Here is a 22,945-nt window from a genome sequence, read left to right as displayed (position 1 = left end):
TTTTACAAAGATACTGAATAATATATAAATGCTAGAATGATAATTATCATTATTACCCTATATAATTTGGTATTATTCAGATTAATCTATAAATCTTTTAGTAATTGGATGATAACTGTCTACTCTTCTATCCCGTAAATAAGGCCAAGTTGAGCGATAATATTCCGTTTTAGCTAAATCTATTTCTTGAACATGCACTTCTTCTTGCTCGTGTGAACCTAAGTAAAGTAACGTTCCGAAAGGGTTCGCTACAAAACTTCCTCCCCAAAATTGTTGGTCAGCCTCACGTCCTACTCTATTAACAGACACCACATGAACACCATTTGCTACAGCATGAGAACGCTGTATAGTTTGCCAAGCATTATATTGCTCACGATTGGTATTAGCATCCGTTTCATTTGTATCCCACCCAATAGCTGTTGGATAAAACAATACTTCCGCCCCCATTAAAGCCGTGATTCTTGAAGCTTCAGGATACCACTGATCCCAACAAATTAATACACCAATTTTTGCAAATTTTGTTTGAAAAACTTTATATCCCGAATCTTCCGAAGAAGCATCTCCAGGGGTAAAATAAAATTTCTCGTAATATCCCGGGTCATCGGGAATATGCATTTTTCTATATTTTCCTAAGTAAGCTCCATCAGCATCTAATACCGCTGTTGTATTATGGTATAAACCCGCCGCCCGTTTCTCAAACAATGAAGCTATAATTCCTACGCCTAATTCTTTAGCAACTTCCGACAATGTTTCTGTAGATGGCCCCGGAATTGGTTCTGCCAAATTAAAATTAGCATGGTCTTCCACATCACAGAAATACAATGAGGTAAATAATTCTTGCAAACAAACAATATTAGCACCTTTTTGGGCTGCTTCACGAATGCCTTTAATTGCTTTTTGCATATTTTCCTGTACATTTTCAGTACAAGACATTTGGACAAGTCCTATGTTTACTTTTTTTGTCATTGATACTTACTTAAGTAATTGAGTGATTTAATGAATGGGTGATTTAGTGATTACACTTTCATTATCATTGAATTACTCTTTTTAATTATATCGTTTAATTTTGCTCTATTATTTCTTATCAAAACTAGAAGTTAATTTTTGCCATTCAAAACTACTCAAATTCCAATTCATTCATACATTTAAAATGTCCCAATGGACATTGCTCATAACCAATTTTTGAACAGGGTCTACACGCTAAATCTTTCACTTCAAGTGCTACAAAATTAGTTTGATACGGATACATTCCAAACTCAGGCACTGTATTTCCCCAAATTGAAACAACTTTTTTCTTTAATGCTGCCGCTACGTGCATCATTCCTGTATCATGTGTATAAACAATGCTTGCTCCTTTAATCAACGAAGCAGATTGGTTTAAAGTACATTTACCACAGGTATTTAAAATTTGTTTATTTGCTTTATTTTCAAAGGCAAAAACCAACTTTTCCGCTTGCTCAGTATCCTCTTTTCCCCCAATCAACACAAGTGGTAAATCTATCTTTTCACACAATTCTATCATCTTAGGCAATGGCAACTTTTTGGTTTCATGTTGCCCGCCAATAGCATATACAGCATAAGAATCTCTAAAGCTTGCAGGGAGCCATTCAACTGGCAATTCGTCTTTTGCTGGAATAAAATAGTCTAATCCAGCATTATCATTCTTAATCCCTAAAGTTTCAACCGTTTTTAGATTTCTATCAACTATGTGGACATTTGGCATCACATTTTTCTTAAACTTTACCAAAAGCCATTTTTGAAAATTTAGTTTATCATAACTGAATGATTTTACACCAAGTCTAAATTTGATAACCCTTGTTCTTAAATTATTATGCAAATCTATCACATAATCATAGCGTTCTTCTTTGAGTTGTTTTATCAAATCATTAAGGCTATTATCCAACAAGTAATACTTATCTATGTAGATATTGGTTTCAACTAAAGTTTTGTAAGATTTCTTCGTAACAAAATGCACTTCTGCATCAGGATATTGTTTTTTCAAACAGCGAACAACTGGAGTAGTTAAAATAATATCACCAATAGAAGAAAAACGAAGAATTAGGAATTTGGTCATGCAAATTGGGTGATTTTCAAGGAAGAATGTTCTGCAATTAAGTCAAAATCTGAATCTTGATGACAAATCTCAACCTTAAAATGAATAGCATAAGCAGCAATTAGGCAATCATTGGCTTTACGGATTGTTACTCCTTTTTGTCTTAAAGAGCGATAAAGGTTTGCGGATTCAATCGCTATATCAATGGGATTCAACACCAAACATCTAAAACTTAACAGAGAAGCTTTTAATCTTTCAAATTCTTGTTGGCTTTTTGTACCTTGCAGAATCTCTTGTAAAATTGTTGGCGTTATCCATAAAGGGTGATTATCAGCAATATATTCTCTTAGCAATAATGCTTGTGACGTTTTTTTGTGTTGTATTAATTGAATCCAAACCGAAGTATCAAAAATGATAGCGTGTTTCATTGACTTCTCCATTGTTCTAAATCGCCTTCCCAATCAATTCCTTTATCAATTAATGTCAATAAATCAACACGTTTCAAATACATTAAGTACTCTTTCAAAGCAATATTGACAATTTCTTTTTTAGAAGAAGCTGGTTTAAGTTGGCTAATCTCACGTAAGATTTCGTCATTTATTTCAATATTCGTTCTCATGATTTTCGGCTTTTAATATACAAAATTAACGATTTTTTAAGGTAAAGTCTTTAAAACATCTATTTCAATCAAAAAAATTGGGATGTTAGTTTTCCTAACACCCCAATTTATTATTTAAATCCTCCTGAATAAACCTCTTTGACAAAAATTCTATTAGCAAAACCTGAATTAATTTCAATCTTTTCGATTTGCTCTTGGTAAAAAGTTTCTCCGTAATAATCTTCAATCTGATATAAAATACGATGTGGTATAGCTCCACTATTAAGACTGATTAATTCTCGATAATCCTGAAAAATCTTTCGTTCAAATGATAGCTTTTTGCCATCTTCAAATGCTGTCTTCTCAGAAGAAATCACCCTAAATGTCTCTTTGTCAATATACAAATGATATTCTGTTTTAGGAACAGAACGATTTTTTGAATTAAGTGTTTTCTCCGTATAAGTTAAATGATAACACAACCTTTCATCTATTGTTACATCATCTGATAGCTCATAATTCTCCCATAAGTCCAAACGAAATGAAGTAAGTAAATAGAGTGGGTCAAGATTAAGGAAAGTCTCCCAATAATCATCAGTATCTATTTTTTTCCATTTTTCACCTCTTATTCGATCATCATGCTGCCATCCTTCAGCTTGATTTACTACCTTATAAAACAAATCTGGGTTTTTCTTTTTTAGGAGATAATTGGTAAAAGCACTCTCCCATTTTTCTTCATAAAAAGGCACATTACTATCTTCAAAAGATAATTTTGAAAGGGTATGTACTTTTTCAATTCCTTTTATAATTTGTCCTCCGCCAAAGCCTAGTATTACTTTTTCTAAAATTTTAGCATTATTTTGGCTAGCCAGCGAATCAAGGACATTATTGCGTTTAGCTTTTGTCTTTTCTAAATATGCTGATCGATTATTTTTCTCTTGTTCCCAATCGGCAATATCTCTTTCTATTTTTTCAAAAAAGGCAAGTCTGGTTTCTTCTTTTTCATTAATCTCATCCTGCTGAATCTCAAAGCCTAGCTTTTTTAATTCACTAAAACGAGGTGTATGGGTACGTTTCTTTTTATCAACAAAAAAGCTATTATTGGTTCTCACAACTAGCTCGCGTCCCCATACTTTTCGCATATCATTTTTAATTAACAAGTCTGCGTAAAACAAGGCTTTTTCACGATTTTCAAGTAAGAAATACAACTGACTCAAATTGTTAGTGATGATAAATCTTATTTTAGTATTTTCATCTGATTGCGGATATTTTACCAGAAGGCTTTCTAAATAGGCTAAATGAGGTAGCATTGCTTGTTCATCAATGCCCGATGCTAAGGTAACTTTTTTTAATTGTGCCGTTATTTCCTTTTCAAATTCAAGCATTTGCTTGTACTCTGGATGTTCTACAGAAGTCAAAAACACAAAAGTCTCTTTACTTACTTGGGGATAATAGCCTAGTTTTTCATTCAGTTTTACTTGAATCTTTTCCAAAGCAATATGTATTGCCTTTTCTATTTCATCCCCATATTCATTGTTTACTTCAATTTTATTTAAGCCTTTTTTTAAATCCTCTAATGTTGCAAAAGGATCTGATGTAACTATTTCATTCGTATTGAATTCTTCTTTATAAATAGTTTGCGATTGACACTTCACTTCTACTTTAACAATCACCTTAAAGCTTGAGTAAGGAACATAAGAAAACTTTAGTGTTTTTTTATTGAATATAGTATCAATTCTGCTTTTTTGATATTCAGGGACAGGAATCGTCACAAAAATTTTAAGTTGTCCATTGTCTGCTTCCTTGATATAACCTTTTATATTGAAAAATTCTTTCTTCAGATTTGTCTCTGAAACAGGTAAACGATTCCCTAATTGATAAAAAGTAGATTGCGTAAGAAAATTATCTAAACAACTATATTCTGAAGGAACAATGCTTGGAATAATAAAGTTTTTTTTAGTAAACTTCACCTTTTCTTGTGAGAATCCGCTAATAAAACTAAAAAAAAGGATGATAAAGGGTATAGTTCTTTTCATATGGCAAAAAAAGAGTCCATCAAACTTATTTTGATGGACTCTCTTGTTTATTGGTTTATTTTTTAGCATCAAAAATCTGTACCGTATTATTCAAAATATAGAATACATTTTGAGTAGCAGGGTCAATTTCATAAACTGGTCTATCGTTTTTGAAAATCAATTTATCTACTTCTACTCCGTCAGTCTTTCTTACTTTTACTAATACTTTCTCACCAGTTTCTTCTTTCGCATAAATATACGAGAAGTCTCTGTTTTGTTTCATCGCTTTAAAACGAGATCCATATCTTGATGCCAATTGATTTAAAGCACCTGCACCCATTGCTGATGCATCCGCCATTGCCATTTTACCCTTATCGGCTTCTCTAACAACTCCAAGGTCTCTCAAAACGCCATTTTCATCGCGCTGATACATTCTAATTTCCCCTCCTTCTAACACATTTTTAGCAGAGTTAACTCCAAGTGCGAAGCTACCTACCATTGAAGCTCCTTTAATCAACTGTCTGTTGCCTTCACCCGGTTGTTTGTACACTTTATGATATTTCACTTTACCATCTAGTCCTACACCCATTACCTCTACTGGGCCTGACAAAACAACACCCCAAGGGAACAATTCTATACTATTTAGCTCTTTTTCATTTTTGATGTTAACTTCTGCAAAAGGTTCTGGTTTGTCAGCTATTGATGGGTCAAACTTATACAGCTTTTCGTCATTATAAACGATATAGGCGTTGGCAGCTTCATCATAATATGGTAAAACAGGTCTTTTTTCATTGAATTTGATGTTTCTTTTCCATAGTTTACGTCCACTTTTGTAATCCACCATGTTACCATAAGTACCCGTCAAATACATTACTTTATCACCAACTTTACCTAAGTAATAAATAGGATCTTCTTTTTCATCAGCAATTTCAATAAAGCTCTTCCAAAGTTTTTCTCCTTCTTTATTTATCAACATCATTTCGTTTTCAGCTACATAAAGGAAGTCTTTATCAATAGGAATAACACGCTTTAAACCATCACCACGAGCATCTTTTTTCCAGATTTTTTCACCCGTCTTCAAGTCAAAAAAGTTAAAACCACTATTATGAGCAATTAATAATTTTGTGCCCCAGTCTTCTAAATATACTATTCTCTTTGTCTTGATTGATTCCTCCCAAATACTCTTTCCAGTTTCAGTATTCAAAACATTCAAATATTCTTTAGAAGACAGCAAACCTTTGCTGTTTACTACCACGATATTTTTATCGTTTTGAGTAGGGAAAAATCTGGTATATTCTTCTTGCCCAGTCCAGTTTAATTTACCTGTTGTTTTATTAAAAGAATACAACTTACCATAAAGTAGATAATAGATGGTTTCGCCATTTATTCTAGCAATATTGGTATTCACAGATTCTTTTAAAGAAATACTAAAAATAAACTTTTCTTTACTTACCGCTGAATTCCATTTCAATGTTCCTGTTTTCATATCCAATAAGGCAATTGACACAGTATTGCTGTTTTTTAATGTCAATAAATATTCGTCAGATTCAGGAATAAAATCAGATTGAAATACAGTGAAAGGCTCTTTAGAAGAATTGTAAACAATCTTACCAGTTTCAGTATTGACAACCACGTATTTAGAATTAATAAAAGCCTCTACATAAGGGCTATTAGCAACACTAGTAAGTTCTTTTTTTTCTTTAAAAAATTTACCGAATTCAGGGTCGTCCAAAATATCTTTTACAGAAGTTGCCCCAAAATCATCTTTGGTTAAAGTCCATACGATTTTTTTACTTTCTGCATCAATTCCTTTTAAAGTAGAACCTTCTTTAATGACGATAATACCAGTAATTTCATTTTGTACTAAATCTTGAATGTTACCTTCTGTTTGAAGAATGTGGTCGAATGAACGTTGGGCAAATGTGCCAAAAGAGCATAGCACAAGTAGGAAAGCAGATAAAAACTGTTTCATTTGTAGTAGTTGTTTAAAATATTAAGGAAAATTTATGGGGATACGGTAGTATTTTCCACAATTCTCTTCTAATGGTTTTTAAACAATAGATGATATTAAAGTGTAGATACTACTTAGAAACAAATATAAATAAAAACCTAAAAAAATCTAAATGTAAATCAATATTTAACTTTGAAATTATTATTCTAAACTTCGTAACAGACAATTCAAGGCAAATTTGATAACTTTGTTAATATTTTTACAAAAAACAAGTAAAATGCTAATTACAGTTGACGAGCAATCGTTAATTGATCATTAAAATCATGGCTGAACAAAAACAACAAGATACTGCTTCCTCGCTAAAAGAAATCATTTCGCATGCCAAAGAATATGGCTTTGTATTTCCTTCTTCTGAAATTTATGATGGGCTACAAGCCGTTTATGATTATGGTCAAAACGGTGTAGAGTTGAAAAACAATCTTAAAACTTTGTGGTGGAAAGCCATGACGATGCTCAACGATAATGTTGTTGGGATTGACGCAGCCATTTTTATGCACCCGCTTACATGGAAGGCTTCAGGACACGTTGATTCTTTCAACGACCCAATGATTGATAACAAAGATTCTAAAAAACGTTATCGTGCTGACCAATTATTAGAAGCCAAAGCTGAACTTTATGAAGCTGAAGGAAGTCCTGAAAAAGGAAAAGCATTATTACAGGAAATGGCACGTTTGTTAGATGCTGGTGAATTGGATGGCGTTCGTCAATTAATTATTGATGAAAACATTAAATGTCCAATATCTGGTACAAGCAACTGGACAGAAGTACGCCAATTCAATTTGATGTTTTCTACCCAAGTAGGTGCAGTTTCAGAAGATGCTTCATTGATTTATCTTCGTCCAGAAACAGCACAAGGAATTTTTGTAAACTTCTTGAATGTTCAGAAATCTGGGCGTATGAAAATTCCGTTTGGAATTGCCCAAATCGGAAAAGCTTTCCGTAATGAAATCGTTGCGCGTAACTTCATTTTCCGTATGCGTGAATTTGAACAAATGGAGATGCAGTTTTTCTGTCGCCCTGGTACAGAAATGCAATGGTATAATTCATGGAAAGAAACTCGTTTGAAATTCCACCAAGCAATTGGTCTTCCTGCTGAAAAATTAAAATTCCACGACCACGAAAAGCTGGCTCACTATGCCAATGCTGCCGTGGATATTGAATACCAATTCCCATTCGGATTTAAAGAAATGGAAGGGATACACTCAAGAACTGCTTTTGATTTGACCGCTCACCAAACGCTTTCAAAGAAAAAACAACAGTATTTTGATGCCGACCTTGACGAAAATGGTAAACCTTATGGAAACTATATTCCTTACGTAGTAGAAACATCTGTAGGTGCCGACCGTCTGTTCTTGGCTGTACTTTGTAATGCATATACTGAAGAAACCGTGGGTGAAGGCGAAGCTGAAAAACAACGTACTTATCTAAAATTCCATCCATCGGTTGCTCCTATCAAAGCAGCAGTTTTACCTTTGGTGAAAAAAGATGGCTTGGCTGAAAAAGCACAAGAAATTTTCCATTCATTAAAACGTTCGTTTAATACCACTTATGATGATGGTGGTGCTATCGGGAAACGTTATACTCGTCAGGATTTAATTGGTACTCCTTATTGTATCGCCGTAGATTATCAAACAATGGAAGACGAAACCGTAACAATTCGTCACCGTGATTCAATGGAACAAGAAAGAGTAAAAATTGCTGACTTACGAGACAAAATTGGCTATGCTATCAGCATGGAAAGAGTATTTGAGCAATTATAATAATTACTTAATAATCATTCTTTTGAAAGGCTTTTGAGAAATCAGAAGCCTTTTTTATTTGGGTATTCTACAATAAAAAATATGTCTATACGTTATATAGGTACATTTTCTATGAAGAAACTGATTTTAAACTCTTCTTACTTCAACTCCAGAATACATCTCTTGTGTTTCTCTTTTAGCACAAAACATTCTACTTTACAGTAAGTAATAATTGGCAAGAAGTATTTTTTTCGTTGTTTTCTTCGTATTTTTCATAAGCATTATTTGCTCATTAAACCCCTTTACATTATGATCCAACCAATTCTACAAAACACTTCGCAACAAAAAAACGTAGTACTTCAATATGGTAAAGATGCCTTGCTTGTAATAGTTGGTGTACTATCAGCTAGTTTCGGGCTTAAAGGATTTTTACTCCCAAACGACTTCTTAGACGGAGGCGTTACGGGTATATCCCTGTTAATCAACATTTTAACAGACATCAATTTGCCTTTATTAATTATCATAGTCAACCTGCCTTTTATATGGTTGGCCTATACGCAAGTATCTAAAATTTTTGCTTTTAAAACTTTATTAGCCATTGGTGTACTAGCACTGAGTTTGACTTTCATTACATTTCCGATTGTCACTACAGACAAGCTTTTGATTGCGGTCTTCGGTGGTTTCTTTTTGGGTGCAGGCATTGGACTATGTATTCGTGGTGGTTGTGTATTAGATGGTACAGAGGTATTAGCCTTGTTTATTAGCCGTAAAACAGTATTGAGTGTGGGTGACGTTATTATAGTTATCAACGTGATTATTTTCTCTGCAGCAGCTATTTTAATTAGTGTAGAAACTGCCATGTATGCTATGCTTACTTATTTAGGTGCTTCTAAAACCATCGATTTCTTAATTCATGGTCTTGAAGAATTTACAGGCGTAACCATCATCACAGAACATAGCGAAGCTGTCAGAAAAGTAATTATCGAAAAATTAGGACGTGGTGTTACCATTTTTAATGGTAAAAGAGGGTTTGGAAAGCGAGGGCAATTAAATGAAGATTTAGAGATAATTTATACGGTAGTTACTCGATTAGAAATTCAAAAATTAACCGATGAAGTTGCCAATATTGATAAATCGGCTTTTATCATCCAGCAAAGTATCAATGACGTAAAAGGTGGAATGATTAAAAAATTGCCTTTGCATTAAAATAATTTGAAAATTTGAGGATTTGAAGATTTGAAAATACATTAATCAATAATATCAAGTGAATTAAAAATAACTTGAAAATGTATTACTCAATAACATCAACTGAATTAAAAAGGGTTTAATCTGTACTAGATTAAATCCTTTTTGATATTTTCATAAATAAAGAACTCCCAAAGAACCCTTTATAAAATAGTTTTTCTTCAAATTTCACTAACTCATAACAGCAATTATTCACGAAATCGGAAGGGACTTCTACATCAGAAACTACATTATCTGTTTTTATTAATCCTAATTTTATACCCAATCGTTGGCTTAATCTGATTGCGAGTACTAAAGGTGACAGAAGCCATGTCCAATAAGAAAAGTAATCAATCTTTAGTAAATGTCGAGGTACTAATACTTCAAAATCGTTAATAATAAATCTATGCTTTCCTCCTACTGCAATATCATGTGTACCCCAAAAAACATCAAAAGCATTATTATTTGAAATAAATATTCCGTCTGTATTTAATAAAGAATAAATCGTTTCAAAAGTCTTATTGATTAAGTCTCTCTCAAGGCAATAAAACACATCATTACAAACGATTACGTCAAATTTATTAAATACAGCAAGCTCACTTAAATTTTCTATATTCAGTCGCTGCACATTTAGTTTTCTTTCTTTACAAAAGAAAATGGCAGCTTCTGAATAGTCTATCCCTTGAATATTTTGGTAACCTTTTTTTATTAAAAAACTCATTAATCCCCCCGTGCCACAACCAATATCCAAAATACTGATATTGTCATTGTCAGGATATTTTTTGACTATTTCAGCTAATACTTTTTCATGTAAGATTCTATACCACCAAAGTTTCTCTTCGGCATCATACATCATTTTGTATTCTTCAACACTACTATTTAGCATGGTTTAGTACTTTATATTTTACTGAATATTGTGGATAATTGTTTTGTGTTAAGAACATTCTACCCATGTATTCTCCAATAATGCCCAATGACATTAATTGTACTCCTCCAAAAAACATGAAAACTGTAATAGAATATTCAGACAATATGCCCCATATATCTAATCCAAAAAGTAATAGCGAAACCACAATAAGGAAAAAGCCTGAGAGTAAAATAAACCTAGCAGGTAGGATTGAATAGCCAAAAATGATTGTCAGGAAAAGTACTGATAGTTTACTAAAGGTATAATTAGAATGCCCTTCTTCTCTTTCTGAATGTTCCACATGCACACTGCCTACTTGGGAAACTACACTAAAAATAATGCCATCGATGTAAGGAAATGGGCCTTTATACTGACAAATTTCATCTACAATATCTTTCTTGATTAATTTAAAACTTGAAAGATAGAGCCCTTTGGGTTTATTTAATAGATGGGTTGCTAATTGATTAACCAACCAACTTCCAAAGTTCCTGAAAATACTATGTTTTTTGTCTGAATAGTAAGTATAAATTACTTCTAACCCTGTTTTTTGTGCTTCTTCGAGTAGCTTAATAATTTCGGAGGGTGGATTTTGGAAATCATCATCAATCATCACAGCATATTCGCCTCTAACATGGTTTAAACCACACATTACAGCATTGAATTCTCCAAAGTTTTTTCTGAGTGAAACAAACGTAATATTGCTGTATTTTTTGGATAATTCTAAGCACACTTGCTCTGAGTTGTCGGGGCTACCGTCGTTGACTAACACAATTTCAAAGTCGTATTGATTTAATTCTTCATGAAGTTTTTCAATCAATTTACCAATGGTCTTTGCACCTTTGTAAACTGGAATGACAACCGATAATAACATAAAAAATGGGATTAGAAAATATTTATAGTTTCAATGATATATGTGATTTCGTTTTCAGTCAGTGAGGGATTTAGAGGAATACTCACCACCTCTTTATGTATTTTTTCTGTGATTGGCAATGATACTCGATTCCATTCGGTAAAAGCGTTTTGCTGATGCGGAGGGATAGGATAATGAATATCAGTACCTATTCCTTTAGATAACATATATTTTACAAAATCGTCTCTTTGGGTTGTCCGTATGACAAACAAATGCCATACATCATCCTCAAGCGTATCATTAGGGGGCAATATTATTTTGTCATTCTTGATATTATTGAGGTATAAAGAAGCTATTTTTCGTCTGTAATGATTATCATCTTCCAATTTCCGTAGTTTCAAGCTTAATATTGCTGCCTGAATCTCATCTAGTCTGCTATTTATTCCTTGATAATCAAATACGTATTTTTTGCTAGAGCCATAATTTCTTAAAGCCATAATTTTTTCAGCCAACGCTTCATCGTTGGTTGTAATAGCGCCAGCATCACCCAGTGCTCCTAAGTTTTTAGAAGGATAAAAACTAAATCCAGCACCATCTGATAAATTTCCTGCTAGTTTTCCATTGTATTTAGCCCCATGAGCCTGTGCGGCATCTTCAAATACATATAGATGATGCTTTTTTGCTATCAGATTAATCGTCTGCATATCACAGCATTTTCCGTAAAGATGCGTAACCAGTATAGCACTTGTTTTGGATGTTATTTTTTGCTCAATGTTAGCTGGGTCAATTAAATAAGTTTCCAAAGAAGGTTCTACTAAAACGGGAACATAGCCAGCATGTTTAATAGCTAGAATAGTAGCAATATAAGTATTAGAGGCAACTAAAATTTCTGCTTCCAGAGGAAAGGCACAAGCTTTAAGGATGATTGTTAAAGCATCCAAGCCATTTGCAACGCCCAAACAATATTTTACGTTACAAAACTGAGCAAAGGCTTCTTCAAAAGCCCTTCCCTTCTCTCCTAGTATATACCATCCCTTCTCTAAAACTTCATCAAAAACTTCTTTGATTTCCAGCTCAAAAGGCTTGTTTATAGCCTTTAAATTAAGAAAAGGTATTTGCATTTTCTTTTTGTTGTATCATTTCATAAGGTTCGTCGATATAATCACTAGCATCATATAGCTCGTTGGCTAAAACTAATAGAATACATGACTCAGAGAAAGAATCCATAATGTGCCAATCCTCAGGTTCAAGGATGATGCACTGATTAGGGGAACTTAAAAAATATTCTTTTTCGCTCTTCCCATCATTAATATAAATTCTACAAGTACCTGTCAAACAGGTAATTGCCTGCCAAGTTTTTTTATGGCGATGCCCCCCCCTCACCTTGCCTTCTCCACAGTGAATATAAAAAACCCTTTTTATACTGCCAGGAAGATGCTTTTCAAAAACGGTTAGAGAGCCTGATTCAGAATCAAAACATTGTAATTCAAGAAATTTACTCATTGAAATTTTGTTTTCCACCAAAAGTCATCGGAAATTATGTAGAATAAAATCCGATTGCATTGATGATTTAATTAATAATTTTCTGAATTGGATAAATGTGATGTGATAATTGTTTTTAGTTTATTTTAAACTAAAAACGGTTTTCATGGTTGGTATAAAACTTATTTTTTTATACCTAAAAGCAGTTACTTCAAAGATAAACCTCAAAACTTAATTTTCCAAAATCAGGCTATCAATTAAATAACGAAATCGATACCAAAATTTATATTTCAGAGGGCATTATATTATCTCTTTAAAAGAGGGTAAACAAAAAAATAGTTGATTTATTTAGTTTAGTGCCTTGTTACGTTACTTTCTACCAAACATAAGAAAGCAGTAATCCAATGAAAAGGACTACTGCTTAATAAAAATATAATATATAGATTTAGAGATTTTTTTTTACTTGGTATATTTCCCCACAATTTTTCTGATAGAGGAGGATTTAATCATACTCATTTTTCTTCTGGAAATAGGCGCATACAAATTGTTGTCCATGATGATGGTATTATCTTTACTAATATATTTCACAACATATTTAGGATTAATGATGTATGACTTGTGTACTCTTAGAAATCCCTGAGCATTCAATTCATCTTCAAAGGCATTAATACACTTTGCAAACAAGGAATTTGTTCCATCTTTCAAGTGTATTAGGGTATAATTCCCGCTGGCTTCCAACATAATTATCCTATCTATTCCAATGAATATCTTTCTTTTTAAATCAACGGTTAGTTGTATTTTTGGGCGAGGTATTAAAAGTGACATACGCTATCTATAGTTGGTGGTTAGAAAAACTATTCAAGTTCCTGTCAGTTTAGTCGTAGAAAGGCGTTATGATGGTAACAAAATCTTTTATTTTTTTTATTTATGAATACCGTTTTGTTTCAACCTTCGTTTAAAATGAATTAATAAAAGATTAATACTAATTTTGTAGGCTTGTATAAAACATCAATACATTTCAGTCTGTCTTAACAAAAACAGTGAGAAGAAAATTTTCTAAAAATTAAATGAAAAATAAAAGCATTCAATTTATAATCATTTTTATAGCAGTAATTGGCGTTAATCTATTGGCAAGCCATTTCTTTTTTCGGTTAGATTTAACCCAAGAAAAACGATATACGATTGCTGATGCTACCAAGAATTTATTGCAAAACCTTGATGATGAAGTATATATAAAAGTATATTTAACAGGAAAAGGTATTCCTGCTGGTTTTAAGCGCTTAGAAAATGCTGTTAAAGAGACGTTGGATGAATTTAGGATTTATGGTGGTTCAAACGTGAAATACACCTTTGTTGATTTGAATGCTGAATATAGAGACGAGAAAACAAGAAATGAGAGAATAGCGGCTATTGCTAAAAAGGGAATTACGCCTACTAATGTTTATAATAATGAAGATGGAAAAAAAACGCAAAGTTTGATTCTACCCGGTGCAATTATCACTTATAAAGGCAAGGAAATTGCTACTTTATTATTAAAAGGGAATAAATTATCCTCTCCACAAGAAATTTTGAATCAGTCTTACGAAGGTGTTGAGTATCAGTTAGCTTCTGCCATCAAAAGAGTAACAGCTACTCAAAAAAAGAAAATTGGCTTTTTTATTAATTATACATCGCTTCCTGCGGTCAATCAGCTAGACTTAATTGGTGCTTTAAAGCCCAACTATGAATTATATCCTGTTGATTTAAGAAATTCCCCTACGTTGGATGGCTTAGATGCTATTTTTGTGTTAAAGCCCGACCAGCTTTTCAACGATGATGATAAATACAAAATTGACCAATTTATTATAAACGGAGGCAAGGCGATTTTCTTTGTTGATGCAGTAAAGGTGGATTCTGTAGCTCGAGAAGGGAATATGGCTCAAATTCAAAATGTTGGACTAGAAGATTTATTGTTTAAATATGGTGTCCGTTTAAATCCTAATTTAATTAAGGATGCCCAAATGAGTGCGGCTATTCCTTTGGATATTGGAAATTTTGGCGACCGTTCTAATATTCAGCTTGTTCAGTGGCAATATTATCCTTTAATCAACACTTTTGGGAAGTCGCCAATTGTTAGAAATCTGGATGCTATTTATACTAAATACGTAGGTTCATTAGATACCGTTCGTGCCGATGGCATTACTAAAGTACCATTGTTGATGACATCTCAATATACGCAGTTATTGCACGCTCCAGCGATTATGAGCTATAATTTCGCTAGTAAAGATTTGAATGCTAATCAATACAAAGGGGGTGTTCAAACTGTGGGTATATTGCTTGAAGGTAAATTCGAGTCTTTATTCAAAAATAGAATTTTGCCTAGCGACCCTCGTTTTGCTACTTTTAAAGCAGAAGGGAAGGATTCTAAAATCATCGTTTGTTCAGATGGAGACATTCCTGTGAATGATTTTGATCAAAAACACAATGCTCCCCTACCCCTTGGTTTTGATAAATACTCTGGCAATACATTTGCCAACAAAGATTTTGTATTAAATGCTATTGATTATTTATTGGATGATAATGGCGTAATAGTAGCCCGAAACAAAGAAATCAAGCTAAGACCTTTAGACAAAGCGGCCTTGCAAGATGAAAGAACTTATTGGCAATCAATCAATTTAATTGTTCCCGTAATCATTTTAGTGGTTCTTGGGCTTGCCAGAAACTTTTGGAGACAAAGAAAATATACACGATAATATATTTTTAACTGCAAAAAAAACCTTTCTTCTTAGCGAATTTTGGTGAAAAATAATTAAAAGTCGGGGCTTATTCGTAGTTTTGTAGTAATTTTTAAAAATAAAGTACTCAATATCAAAACCCGATGCGTTTTGATAATGTAATAGTCATTCTCAACTAAAAATATTCCTCAAGATAATGAAATTCGTCGTATCCTCATCAGTTTTATTGAAACAACTATCGACAGTTAATGGCGTTATTGCTAATAATCCGATTGTACCTATTTTGGAAAACTTCTTATTCCAAATTGATCAAACTCAACTGACAGTGACTGCTTCTGATTTACAGACGGTAATGATTACGACGCTAGCAATTGAATCTTCAGACAACGGAGCAATCGCTATTCCTGCTCGTTTATTGTTGGATACTCTCAGAGGGTTACCAGATCAGCCAATTACGTTTAAAGTTGATAAAGACACTTTTGGTACTGAAATCATCACCGAAAATGGTCGTTATAAGCTATCAGGCGAGAATCCAATCGATTTCCCTAAAGTGCCACAAGTGACAAAGAGTTTGTCAGTACAAATATCTGCTGAAGTACTAAGTGCAGCCATTTCAAATACTATTTTTGCTGTTTCAAATGATGACTTACGTCCAGCAATGACAGGCGTTTATGTACAACTGTCACCTGAATATACCAATTTTGTAGCAACAGACGGTCACCGTTTGATTCGCTATAAAAGAAGCGATGTAAAGTCTGAGTATGATTCTACGATGATTATTCCTCGTAAAGCATTGAATCTATTGAAATCATCATTGCCTTCTGACGATACTACCGTTACTTCAGATTTTAGTACATCTAATGCTTTCTTCAGCTTCAATAATGTGAGAATGATTTGTCGTTTAATCGACGAGCGTTTCCCTGATTATGAAAATGCTATTCCTAAAAACAATCCAAATGTTTTGACAATCAACCGTTCAGAGTTTTTAGGTTCTTTGAAACGTATTTCTATCTATTCAAACAAAACAACTCATCAAATTCGTTTAAAACTATCAAACAACGATTTAGTGATTTCGGCTGAGGATTTGGATTATTCTAACGAAGCTAATGAAAGATTAATGTGTGATTATGAAGGCGATGAAATGGAAATTGGCTTTAATGCTAAATTCATGATTGAAATGTTGGGCAACCTTACTTCAAACATGATTTCGCTAGAAATGTCTCAGCCAAACCGTGCTGGTTTGATTATTCCTGCTGACAAAAAAGCTGACGAAGATATTTTAATGTTAGTAATGCCAGTTATGCTTAATACTTATGCATAATTAAAAATATAATCGAAAAAAGGCGTGAGAGTTTTATTCTTACGCCTTTTTAGTTTTAAAATGTTAATGATTGTTAATGACAAACTTTGTTATTCAATTAACAGTTAAAGAATTATTCATCGGCTAAACTATTATAACCAATTTAAACGTTTTGTATCAAACTTAATCAATCTTAATAAAATGTTAAAAACTAGAATTTTATCTGCTTTATTAATCCTTTTTGCCATCGGTGTAAATGCTAAACCAACTCTTTCAAAAGACCCAGTTGCTGCTACAGGCATTCAATTTTTCAAAGGTACTTTTAAACAAGCTTTAGCAAAGGCCAAAAAAGAAAACAAAATGATTATGATGGATTGCTACACTACTTGGTGTGGACCATGCAAAATCTTGAAAAATCAAGTATTTACTGATAAAGCTTTGGGAGATTACATGAACCAAAAATATATTTGTGTAGCCATGGATTATGAGAATGGTGAAGGCCCAGCAGTTGCTCAAAAATATCCAGTAGATGCATACCCATCAATTTATTTTATTGATAGCAACGGTAAGCCTAAAACGATTATGGTAGGTGTTCCTAACCCTATTCCGAATGCTGCCAATGTAATTTTAGCACAAGCGAAAAAATTTGTAAAGTAATATTTTTGAGAAAATAAAAAAGCCGTGATTTTGTATCAAACAAAGTCACGGCTTTTTTATTAGTAACTGAAGTGCTTATAAAATCTATTGCGCTATTTTGATGAATCGGTGGATAGCATAAAATTTATTTAACAACTTCCTGTTTTGTCCTCATTTTAATGTTCAGTACTTCCACCAATAATGAGAACGCAATAGCAAAGTATAAATATCCTTTTGGTACCTCACCTACTTCTGAACCAAATAAAGAAACGTTAGCATCATGAGCAGATTGAGCGATTAGCATAAAGCCAATCATAATCAAAAATGCCATACCCAGCATTTGAATAGAAGGGTGACGGTTTACAAAATCACCAACTGGCCCAGAAAAGCCCATCATAATAGCAATAGACAGTACTACTGAAATAATCATAATTGGTAAATTATGAGTTAAACCAATCGCCGTAAGAATCGAGTCTATCGAGAATACAATGTTAATCAATGCGATTTGAAGCACTACAGCCGTCAATTTATCCGCTGCCGAACCTTTAGGTACTTTTACATCATGTTCCTCTCCTACCTCAAGTTTCTCATGAATCTCTGAAGTAGCTTTAAATAGTAAAAATAATCCTCCGACAAATAAGATTAAGCTCTGTCCAGAAATCCCAGCATTAAACCAACCTAAATTAATGAAAGTAAAAGGTTCTTGTAATGAAATAATGAATGAAATACCAAACAATAAGGTAATTCTAAAAAGCATTGCTAACAATAAACCTATATTTCTAGCTTTTGCTTGGTCTTTCTTCGCTAATTTATTGGCTGCAATTGAAATAAAAATGATGTTATCTATTCCAAGAACGATTTCTAAAAAAGTAAGTGTAAGTAAGCTTATAATACCCCCTGCTGTAAATAATTCTGACATTTTAGTTTTGGTTTAAATATTTTGATTACACAAATTTATTCAGTTTAGCCAATAAACAAAACCTCAATTGTTATGAAAGGTTAAAAATCACTACAGTTTATCCCAAAATTGGCATGAACGTTTTGATGAGTTCTTCTTTTTTAAAGCCTCATCTAGCCTTACTTTACAAAGGTCGCTTGCTGATTATAAAAGAATAAAAAAATATGCAAATTTTCTTATAATTTAACTTATTGATAATAAAACACTTATCATTTTTTACAAAAAAGTATTGATTTTTTTCTTCGTTGAGATTTGCACAGTAAGGAAATAAAGCGTAATTTTGCACCACCTTAAAAGAAAGGGATTTGGTTTCATAGCTCAGCTGGTTCAGAGCACCTGCCTTACAAGCAGGGGGTCCTAGGTTCGAATCCTAGTGGGACCACCAAATTACAACAACAATCTCGGTTTCATAGCTCAGCTGGTTCAGAGCACCTGCCTTACAAGCAGGGGGTCCTAGGTTCGAATCCTAGTGGGACCACCATCAAACAAGACAAGCCTTAACATTTTGAAATGTTAAGGCTTTTTTATTGGCTTCATATTGATATCAAACAAAAAGGGTTAAAAAGATAAATCTTCTTAACCCTTTTTGTTTGATAAAGCTCAAAGCTAATTACTCAAAGCTGACAGCTATTTACGCATCATATTTGCCATGTTAGGCATTTTCATTTTGCCATCTTGCACATTGTTCATCATTCTCATCATTTTGCGCATTCCGTCAAACTGTTTGATTAAATTATTAATCTCAGTGACAGACGTTCCTGAACCAGTTGCAATACGCTTCTTACGAGACATATCTAAAATTTCAGGCTTCTGGCGTTCCTTCGGCGTCATTGACTGAATAATAGCTTCGATAGATTTAAACGCATCGTCTGGAATATCTACGTCTTTCACAGCTTGCGACATTCCTGGAACCATACCCATCAAGTCTTTGAGGTTACCCATTTTCTTGATTTGTTGTAACTGCGAATAGAAATCTTCAAAACTAAATTGGTTCTGACGGATTTTCTTGTTGATACGTTCTGATTCTTCTTCATCAAAAGCATTTTGTGCTCTTTCCACCAAAGAAAGTACGTCACCCATACCCAAGATACGGCTCGCCATACGATCAGGATAGAATTGATCAAGGGCATCCATTTTCTCGCCTGTAGAAATAAACTTGATTGGTTTATCTACAATATGACGAATAGAAAGCGCCGCTCCACCACGGGCATCACCATCTAATTTAGTCAATACAACACCATCAAAATTCAGGCGTTCGTTGAATGTTTTAGCAGTATTTACAGCATCTTGCCCCGTCATCGAATCCACTACAAAAAGGATTTCTGAAGGTTTGATAGCATCTTTAACTGCTGCAATTTCATTCATCATTGCCTCATCTACCGCCAAACGACCAGCAGTATCGACAATGATTACTCTTTTACCCATTTTTCGTCCATAAGAAATGGCATTTTGGGCAATCTCAACAGCGTTTTTATTCTCAGGTTCAGCATATACATCTACGCCTACTTGTTCCCCTAATACTTTCAATTGGTCGATAGCCGCAGGACGATAAATATCACAAGCAACTAACAACACATTTCTACCACTCTTTTTAAGGTATTGTGCTAATTTACCTGAGAAAGTAGTCTTTCCAGAACCTTGTAAACCTGCAATTAAAATAACGGCTGGGTCTGGTTTTAAATTAATAGCCTGTACCGACGAACCCATCAATTTAACGAGCTCTTCATGCACAATTTTTACCAACATTTGTCCAGGATCAACAGCAATAAGGATTTTTTGTCCCATTGCTTCTTCCTTGATACGGTCAGTGATTTCTTTAGCTACTTTATAGTTAACGTCGGCATCCATCAAAGCCTTGCGGATTTCCTTGACAGTACTTGCTACATTGACATCCGTGATACGTCCCTTACCTTTCAGGGTACGCATTGCGGTGGTTATTTTACTGCTTAAATTCTCAAACATTTTTATCTATTGCTTCTAATTTTTCTTGTATGATTTTGCTCAAAATTAATTTTTACAAAGTTTAGTCATTATTGACACTCCTAAATTTTTTTCAGAACGATTTGTATTTTTCATCATCAAAACTAATCCAACATCTAAAGATGTTTTTATCTCAGATTTATTTTTGTGACAAGTCATTTCTCTACAATTTTGAGTTACAATACAAAGGTACAAAATTCTTAATAAAACAGTAGAGAATGATTTATGTATGTTGTATGTGAATCAAGGCTTTCAAAAATCAAATCTAAATAGTTTTAAAATAATTTCATCTACGCAAATACCTTGCGTATTAGCTATTCAACTTTGTATCGTTAAAAAACTTGTCATTGCTTCAAGTAGATTCTCATTAAGGGTTTCTAATTTATGATAAATCAAGTATTGACATTATCAATTCAATAAAATTGTTTATTTTACTCAGCCAAGTATTAGACCCATTAAAACAACTATTTTTTTCTGAAAAGTAATAAATAGTTTATCGCAAATGAACATACTATTTAAAACTATAGTAGGTAGCCAATCCTATGGCACCAATACAGTAAATTCAGATATTGATTATAAAGGCGTATATGCCCAATCGACCAAAGAACTGATTGGGTTTAACTATCTTGAACAAATTGATGTAAATAAAGATGAATGTTATTATGAAGTGAGGCGATATTTACAATTACTTCAATCTGCCAACCCAACAATGTTGGAGTTGTTGTTTATGCCCAAAGATTGTATCATTGAAAAACATCCTGCTTTCGATTTAATCATTCGTGAAAGAGATAAATTCCTGACAAAAAAATGTTTACATTCTTTTGGAGGCTATGCTATTGCACAAATAAAAAAAGCTAGAGGCTTACAAAAAAAGATGAATTGGGAACATGATAAAGTAAAGAGAAAGTCTCCTTACGATTTTTGTTATGTGTATGAAAACGGTAAAACTATTTCATTATTAACGTACTTAGGTATTAATCAACTTATTGAAAACCAGTGTGGATTAGTTGCTTTAAACCATTTTAAAGATTGTTTTTCTTTGTATTATGATGCTCAGAATACTTTAGGATATCATGGCATTGTAACTGAAAAAGGAAATGCATTAAAATTATCTTCTATTCCACAAGGAGAACAACCAGTGACTATTTTATATTATAATCAGGAAGGATATTCAGCTCATTGCCGAGAATACAACCAGTATAATGAATGGCTGACCAATAGAAATACCCAAAGATATGTTGATATAAACAATCATGGGCAACAAATAGATGGTAAAAACCTCTTGCATTGCCGAAGATTATTAGATATTGCCCGTGAAATTGCGACAGAAGGAACAATTAATGTTCGACGGCCAAATGCTAAAGAACTGTTAAAAATAAGGCATGGAGAAATTAATTTGGATGCTTTTATAGAAAATACAGAGTATGACATTCAACAGTTATACCAACTTTATGATATATCTACGTTACCAGATGATGTAGAAATGCCTTTTGTCAATTCGCTATTACTAGCAGTAAGAGAGGCAGTAAATTTATAGTGATTTTATGAAGAAAATATTAATATTAAGAGGCTTACCCGCGAGTGGAAAATCCACTTTCGCACGAAAGTTAATTAAAGACAATAAGGGTACATGGAAAAGACTTAACAAAGATGAGTTAAGAGACATGTTAGATAATTCGGTGTATTCACTAGATAATGAAAAATTTGTGGATACTGTTCGCAATGTGATGCTTATTGAAGCATTGAAAGAAGGCAAAAATGTGGTACTAGACGATACAAATCTTTCTGAAAAATCCATAGAAACGATTCGTGAAATTGCACAAAAATATGTAAAAGAGACTGGCAAAAAAGTAACGATAGAGTTTAAAGAATTTGATACGTCTTTAGAGGAATGTATTATTAGAGATGAAAGAAGAGAGAAAAAGGTAGGTCGCGAAGTGATTATGAAGTTTTATCATCAATATATGTTGAAACAAACTGATACAACTACCGACACCATAAAACCATCAAAATCAAGTGCTAGAGAACGTGGGCCATTTTATGAAGTACAAGACGAGACATTACCACACGCTATCATTTGTGACTTAGATGGTACTTTAGCCATTATTCATGATAGAAGTCCTTATGATTCAAAAAGCTGTGAAACAGATTTATTGAATGAACCTATTGCATCAATATTAAAAACCTATTACCAAAAAGGGTCAAAAATCATCTTGATATCGGGCAGAGAAGATAATGCAAAAAGTCAAACGATTAATTGGTTACATTATAATCGGATTCAATATGATGCCCTTTACATGAGAAAAACAGGTGATAGTCGTAAAGATGCGGAAATTAAGAAAGAGTTTTATGAGCAGTATATCAAAAATGTTTTTTTCGTAGAATTCGTTTTAGACGACCGTAATCAAATCGTTGACTTATGGAGAAACGAACTAGGCTTGGCTTGTTTACAAGTAAACTATGGAAACTTTTAATCGTTTA

20 protein-coding genes and 2 tRNA genes are annotated in these 22,945 nt (G+C 33.2%); 9 read left to right on the top strand and 13 right to left on the bottom strand.

What is annotated here, in order from left to right:
• Positions 1-81: 81 nt before the first annotated feature.
• The 6 genes from J2Y60_RS02845 to J2Y60_RS02820 form a co-directional block, all read right to left on the bottom strand.
• A complete protein-coding gene (locus J2Y60_RS02845) occupies positions 82-966 on the bottom strand; it encodes a carbon-nitrogen hydrolase (RefSeq protein ID WP_309912032.1) in 885 nt (294 codons plus the stop codon).
• 151 nt (positions 967-1,117) lie between these two features.
• Entirely contained in the window at positions 1,118-2,074 is a 957-nt protein-coding gene (locus J2Y60_RS02840) for a glycosyltransferase family 9 protein (RefSeq protein WP_309912033.1), read from the bottom strand.
• Positions 2,071-2,493, bottom strand: a complete 423-nt coding sequence (locus tag J2Y60_RS02835) for a PIN domain nuclease (RefSeq protein WP_309994532.1) — start codon at positions 2,491-2,493, stop codon at positions 2,071-2,073. Before J2Y60_RS02835 ends, J2Y60_RS02840 begins: the two co-directional genes overlap by 4 nt.
• On the bottom strand, positions 2,478-2,672 hold the full coding sequence (locus J2Y60_RS02830; RefSeq protein ID WP_309912035.1) for a type II toxin-antitoxin system VapB family antitoxin: 195 nt from the start codon (positions 2,670-2,672) through the stop codon (positions 2,478-2,480). The genes J2Y60_RS02835 and J2Y60_RS02830 overlap by 16 nt, the downstream gene beginning before the upstream one ends.
• A 110-nt stretch (positions 2,673-2,782) precedes the next feature.
• Positions 2,783-4,684 carry a hypothetical protein gene (locus J2Y60_RS02825; RefSeq protein WP_309912036.1) on the bottom strand — a complete coding sequence of 634 codons (1,902 nt, stop codon included), beginning with the start codon at positions 4,682-4,684 and terminating at the stop codon, positions 2,783-2,785.
• A gap of 55 nt (positions 4,685-4,739) precedes the next feature.
• A complete protein-coding gene (locus J2Y60_RS02820) occupies positions 4,740-6,635 on the bottom strand; it encodes a PQQ-binding-like beta-propeller repeat protein (protein ID WP_309912037.1) in 1,896 nt (631 codons plus the stop codon).
• Between the two features lie 302 nt (positions 6,636-6,937).
• Here J2Y60_RS02820 and J2Y60_RS02815 point away from each other — a divergent pair, with 302 nt between their 5' ends.
• On the top strand, positions 6,938-8,434 hold the full coding sequence (locus tag J2Y60_RS02815; RefSeq protein WP_309912038.1) for a glycine--tRNA ligase: 1,497 nt from the start codon (positions 6,938-6,940) through the stop codon (positions 8,432-8,434).
• A gap of 288 nt (positions 8,435-8,722) precedes the next feature.
• Complete coding sequence (locus J2Y60_RS02810) at positions 8,723-9,619, top strand: YitT family protein (protein WP_309912039.1); 897 nt, start codon at positions 8,723-8,725, stop codon at positions 9,617-9,619.
• Positions 9,620-9,752: 133 nt separating this feature from the next.
• Here J2Y60_RS02810 and J2Y60_RS02805 read toward each other — a convergent pair whose 3' ends face one another.
• From J2Y60_RS02805 to J2Y60_RS02785, 5 genes are all read right to left on the bottom strand, one after another.
• Entirely contained in the window at positions 9,753-10,523 is a 771-nt protein-coding gene (locus tag J2Y60_RS02805; RefSeq protein ID WP_309912040.1) for a class I SAM-dependent methyltransferase, read from the bottom strand.
• Positions 10,513-11,415 (bottom strand): glycosyltransferase family 2 protein, encoded by a 903-nt coding sequence (locus J2Y60_RS02800; protein ID WP_309912041.1) that lies wholly within the window; start codon positions 11,413-11,415, stop codon positions 10,513-10,515. The genes J2Y60_RS02805 and J2Y60_RS02800 overlap by 11 nt, the downstream gene beginning before the upstream one ends.
• 11 nt (positions 11,416-11,426) lie before the next feature.
• On the bottom strand, positions 11,427-12,515 hold the full coding sequence (locus J2Y60_RS02795) for a DegT/DnrJ/EryC1/StrS family aminotransferase (RefSeq protein ID WP_309912042.1): 1,089 nt from the start codon (positions 12,513-12,515) through the stop codon (positions 11,427-11,429).
• Positions 12,496-12,897 carry an FdtA/QdtA family cupin domain-containing protein gene (locus tag J2Y60_RS02790; protein ID WP_309912043.1) on the bottom strand — a complete coding sequence of 134 codons (402 nt, stop codon included), beginning with the start codon at positions 12,895-12,897 and terminating at the stop codon, positions 12,496-12,498. The genes J2Y60_RS02795 and J2Y60_RS02790 overlap by 20 nt, the downstream gene beginning before the upstream one ends.
• A gap of 438 nt (positions 12,898-13,335) precedes the next feature.
• The gene (locus tag J2Y60_RS02785) at positions 13,336-13,701 is read right to left on the bottom strand and encodes a LytTR family DNA-binding domain-containing protein (RefSeq protein ID WP_309912044.1); all 366 of its coding nucleotides are present in this window, start codon (positions 13,699-13,701) and stop codon (positions 13,336-13,338) included.
• 242 nt (positions 13,702-13,943) lie between these two features.
• Here J2Y60_RS02785 and gldG point away from each other — a divergent pair, with 242 nt between their 5' ends.
• From gldG to J2Y60_RS02770, 3 genes are all read left to right on the top strand, one after another.
• Positions 13,944-15,608, top strand: a complete 1,665-nt coding sequence (gene gldG / locus J2Y60_RS02780; RefSeq protein WP_309912045.1) for a gliding motility-associated ABC transporter substrate-binding protein GldG — start codon at positions 13,944-13,946, stop codon at positions 15,606-15,608.
• 178 nt (positions 15,609-15,786) lie between these two features.
• Positions 15,787-16,911 (top strand): DNA polymerase III subunit beta, encoded by a 1,125-nt coding sequence (gene dnaN / locus J2Y60_RS02775; RefSeq protein ID WP_309912046.1) that lies wholly within the window; start codon positions 15,787-15,789, stop codon positions 16,909-16,911.
• A gap of 180 nt (positions 16,912-17,091) precedes the next feature.
• The gene (locus J2Y60_RS02770) at positions 17,092-17,547 is read left to right on the top strand and encodes a thioredoxin family protein (RefSeq protein ID WP_309912047.1); all 456 of its coding nucleotides are present in this window, start codon (positions 17,092-17,094) and stop codon (positions 17,545-17,547) included.
• A gap of 124 nt (positions 17,548-17,671) precedes the next feature.
• On the opposite strand, the gene J2Y60_RS02765 is transcribed toward J2Y60_RS02770, so the two are convergent.
• Positions 17,672-18,445 carry a TerC family protein gene (locus tag J2Y60_RS02765; protein ID WP_309912048.1) on the bottom strand — a complete coding sequence of 258 codons (774 nt, stop codon included), beginning with the start codon at positions 18,443-18,445 and terminating at the stop codon, positions 17,672-17,674.
• A gap of 346 nt (positions 18,446-18,791) precedes the next feature.
• On the opposite strand from J2Y60_RS02765, the gene J2Y60_RS02760 reads away from it, so the two are divergent.
• Both J2Y60_RS02760 and J2Y60_RS02755 read left to right on the top strand, forming a co-directional pair.
• Positions 18,792-18,869 (top strand) — tRNA-Val (locus tag J2Y60_RS02760).
• Positions 18,870-18,887: 18 nt separating this feature from the next.
• Positions 18,888-18,965 (top strand) — tRNA-Val (locus J2Y60_RS02755).
• A gap of 146 nt (positions 18,966-19,111) precedes the next feature.
• Here the strand turns inward: J2Y60_RS02755 and ffh are convergent.
• A complete protein-coding gene (ffh, locus tag J2Y60_RS02750) occupies positions 19,112-20,446 on the bottom strand; it encodes a signal recognition particle protein (RefSeq protein WP_309912049.1) in 1,335 nt (444 codons plus the stop codon).
• A gap of 520 nt (positions 20,447-20,966) precedes the next feature.
• On the opposite strand from ffh, the gene J2Y60_RS02745 reads away from it, so the two are divergent.
• Together J2Y60_RS02745 and J2Y60_RS02740 are read left to right on the top strand one after the other, a co-directional pair.
• Positions 20,967-22,001 (top strand): DNA polymerase beta superfamily protein, encoded by a 1,035-nt coding sequence (locus tag J2Y60_RS02745; protein ID WP_309912050.1) that lies wholly within the window; start codon positions 20,967-20,969, stop codon positions 21,999-22,001.
• Positions 22,002-22,008: 7 nt separating this feature from the next.
• Positions 22,009-22,938, top strand: coding sequence for an AAA family ATPase (locus J2Y60_RS02740; protein WP_309912051.1), 930 nt, complete (start codon positions 22,009-22,011; stop codon positions 22,936-22,938).
• Positions 22,939-22,945 lie beyond the last annotated feature (7 nt).

The organism is Arcicella sp. BE140, from assembly GCF_031456255.1.
Lineage (GTDB): Bacteria > Bacteroidota > Bacteroidia > Cytophagales > Spirosomataceae > Arcicella > Arcicella aquatica.
The sequence above is the reverse complement of the archived record's forward strand: the minus strand, read 5'-3'. Positions and strand labels throughout refer to the sequence as shown.

Excerpts from the sequence above, each read along its gene's own strand:
- J2Y60_RS02845 (WP_309912032.1), bottom strand. The coding sequence starts at position 966 with ATGACAAAAAAAGTAAACATAGGACTTGTCCAAATGTCTTGTACTGAA.
- J2Y60_RS02840 (WP_309912033.1), bottom strand. The coding sequence starts at position 2,074 with ATGACCAAATTCCTAATTCTTCGTTTTTCTTCTATTGGTGATATTATT.
- J2Y60_RS02835 (WP_309994532.1), bottom strand. The coding sequence starts at position 2,493 with ATGGAGAAGTCAATGAAACACGCTATCATTTTTGATACTTCGGTTTGG.
- J2Y60_RS02830 (WP_309912035.1), bottom strand. The coding sequence starts at position 2,672 with ATGAGAACGAATATTGAAATAAATGACGAAATCTTACGTGAGATTAGC.
- J2Y60_RS02825 (WP_309912036.1), bottom strand. The coding sequence starts at position 4,684 with ATGAAAAGAACTATACCCTTTATCATCCTTTTTTTTAGTTTTATTAGC.
- J2Y60_RS02820 (WP_309912037.1), bottom strand. The coding sequence starts at position 6,635 with ATGAAACAGTTTTTATCTGCTTTCCTACTTGTGCTATGCTCTTTTGGC.
- J2Y60_RS02815 (WP_309912038.1), top strand. The coding sequence starts at position 6,938 with ATGGCTGAACAAAAACAACAAGATACTGCTTCCTCGCTAAAAGAAATC.
- J2Y60_RS02810 (WP_309912039.1), top strand. The coding sequence starts at position 8,723 with ATGATCCAACCAATTCTACAAAACACTTCGCAACAAAAAAACGTAGTA.
- J2Y60_RS02805 (WP_309912040.1), bottom strand. The coding sequence starts at position 10,523 with ATGCTAAATAGTAGTGTTGAAGAATACAAAATGATGTATGATGCCGAA.
- J2Y60_RS02800 (WP_309912041.1), bottom strand. The coding sequence starts at position 11,415 with ATGTTATTATCGGTTGTCATTCCAGTTTACAAAGGTGCAAAGACCATT.
- J2Y60_RS02795 (WP_309912042.1), bottom strand. The coding sequence starts at position 12,515 with ATGCAAATACCTTTTCTTAATTTAAAGGCTATAAACAAGCCTTTTGAG.
- J2Y60_RS02790 (WP_309912043.1), bottom strand. The coding sequence starts at position 12,897 with ATGAGTAAATTTCTTGAATTACAATGTTTTGATTCTGAATCAGGCTCT.
- J2Y60_RS02785 (WP_309912044.1), bottom strand. The coding sequence starts at position 13,701 with ATGTCACTTTTAATACCTCGCCCAAAAATACAACTAACCGTTGATTTA.
- gldG (WP_309912045.1), top strand. The coding sequence starts at position 13,944 with ATGAAAAATAAAAGCATTCAATTTATAATCATTTTTATAGCAGTAATT.
- dnaN (WP_309912046.1), top strand. The coding sequence starts at position 15,787 with ATGAAATTCGTCGTATCCTCATCAGTTTTATTGAAACAACTATCGACA.
- J2Y60_RS02770 (WP_309912047.1), top strand. The coding sequence starts at position 17,092 with ATGTTAAAAACTAGAATTTTATCTGCTTTATTAATCCTTTTTGCCATC.
- J2Y60_RS02765 (WP_309912048.1), bottom strand. The coding sequence starts at position 18,445 with ATGTCAGAATTATTTACAGCAGGGGGTATTATAAGCTTACTTACACTT.
- ffh (WP_309912049.1), bottom strand. The coding sequence starts at position 20,446 with ATGTTTGAGAATTTAAGCAGTAAAATAACCACCGCAATGCGTACCCTG.
- J2Y60_RS02745 (WP_309912050.1), top strand. The coding sequence starts at position 20,967 with ATGAACATACTATTTAAAACTATAGTAGGTAGCCAATCCTATGGCACC.
- J2Y60_RS02740 (WP_309912051.1), top strand. The coding sequence starts at position 22,009 with ATGAAGAAAATATTAATATTAAGAGGCTTACCCGCGAGTGGAAAATCC.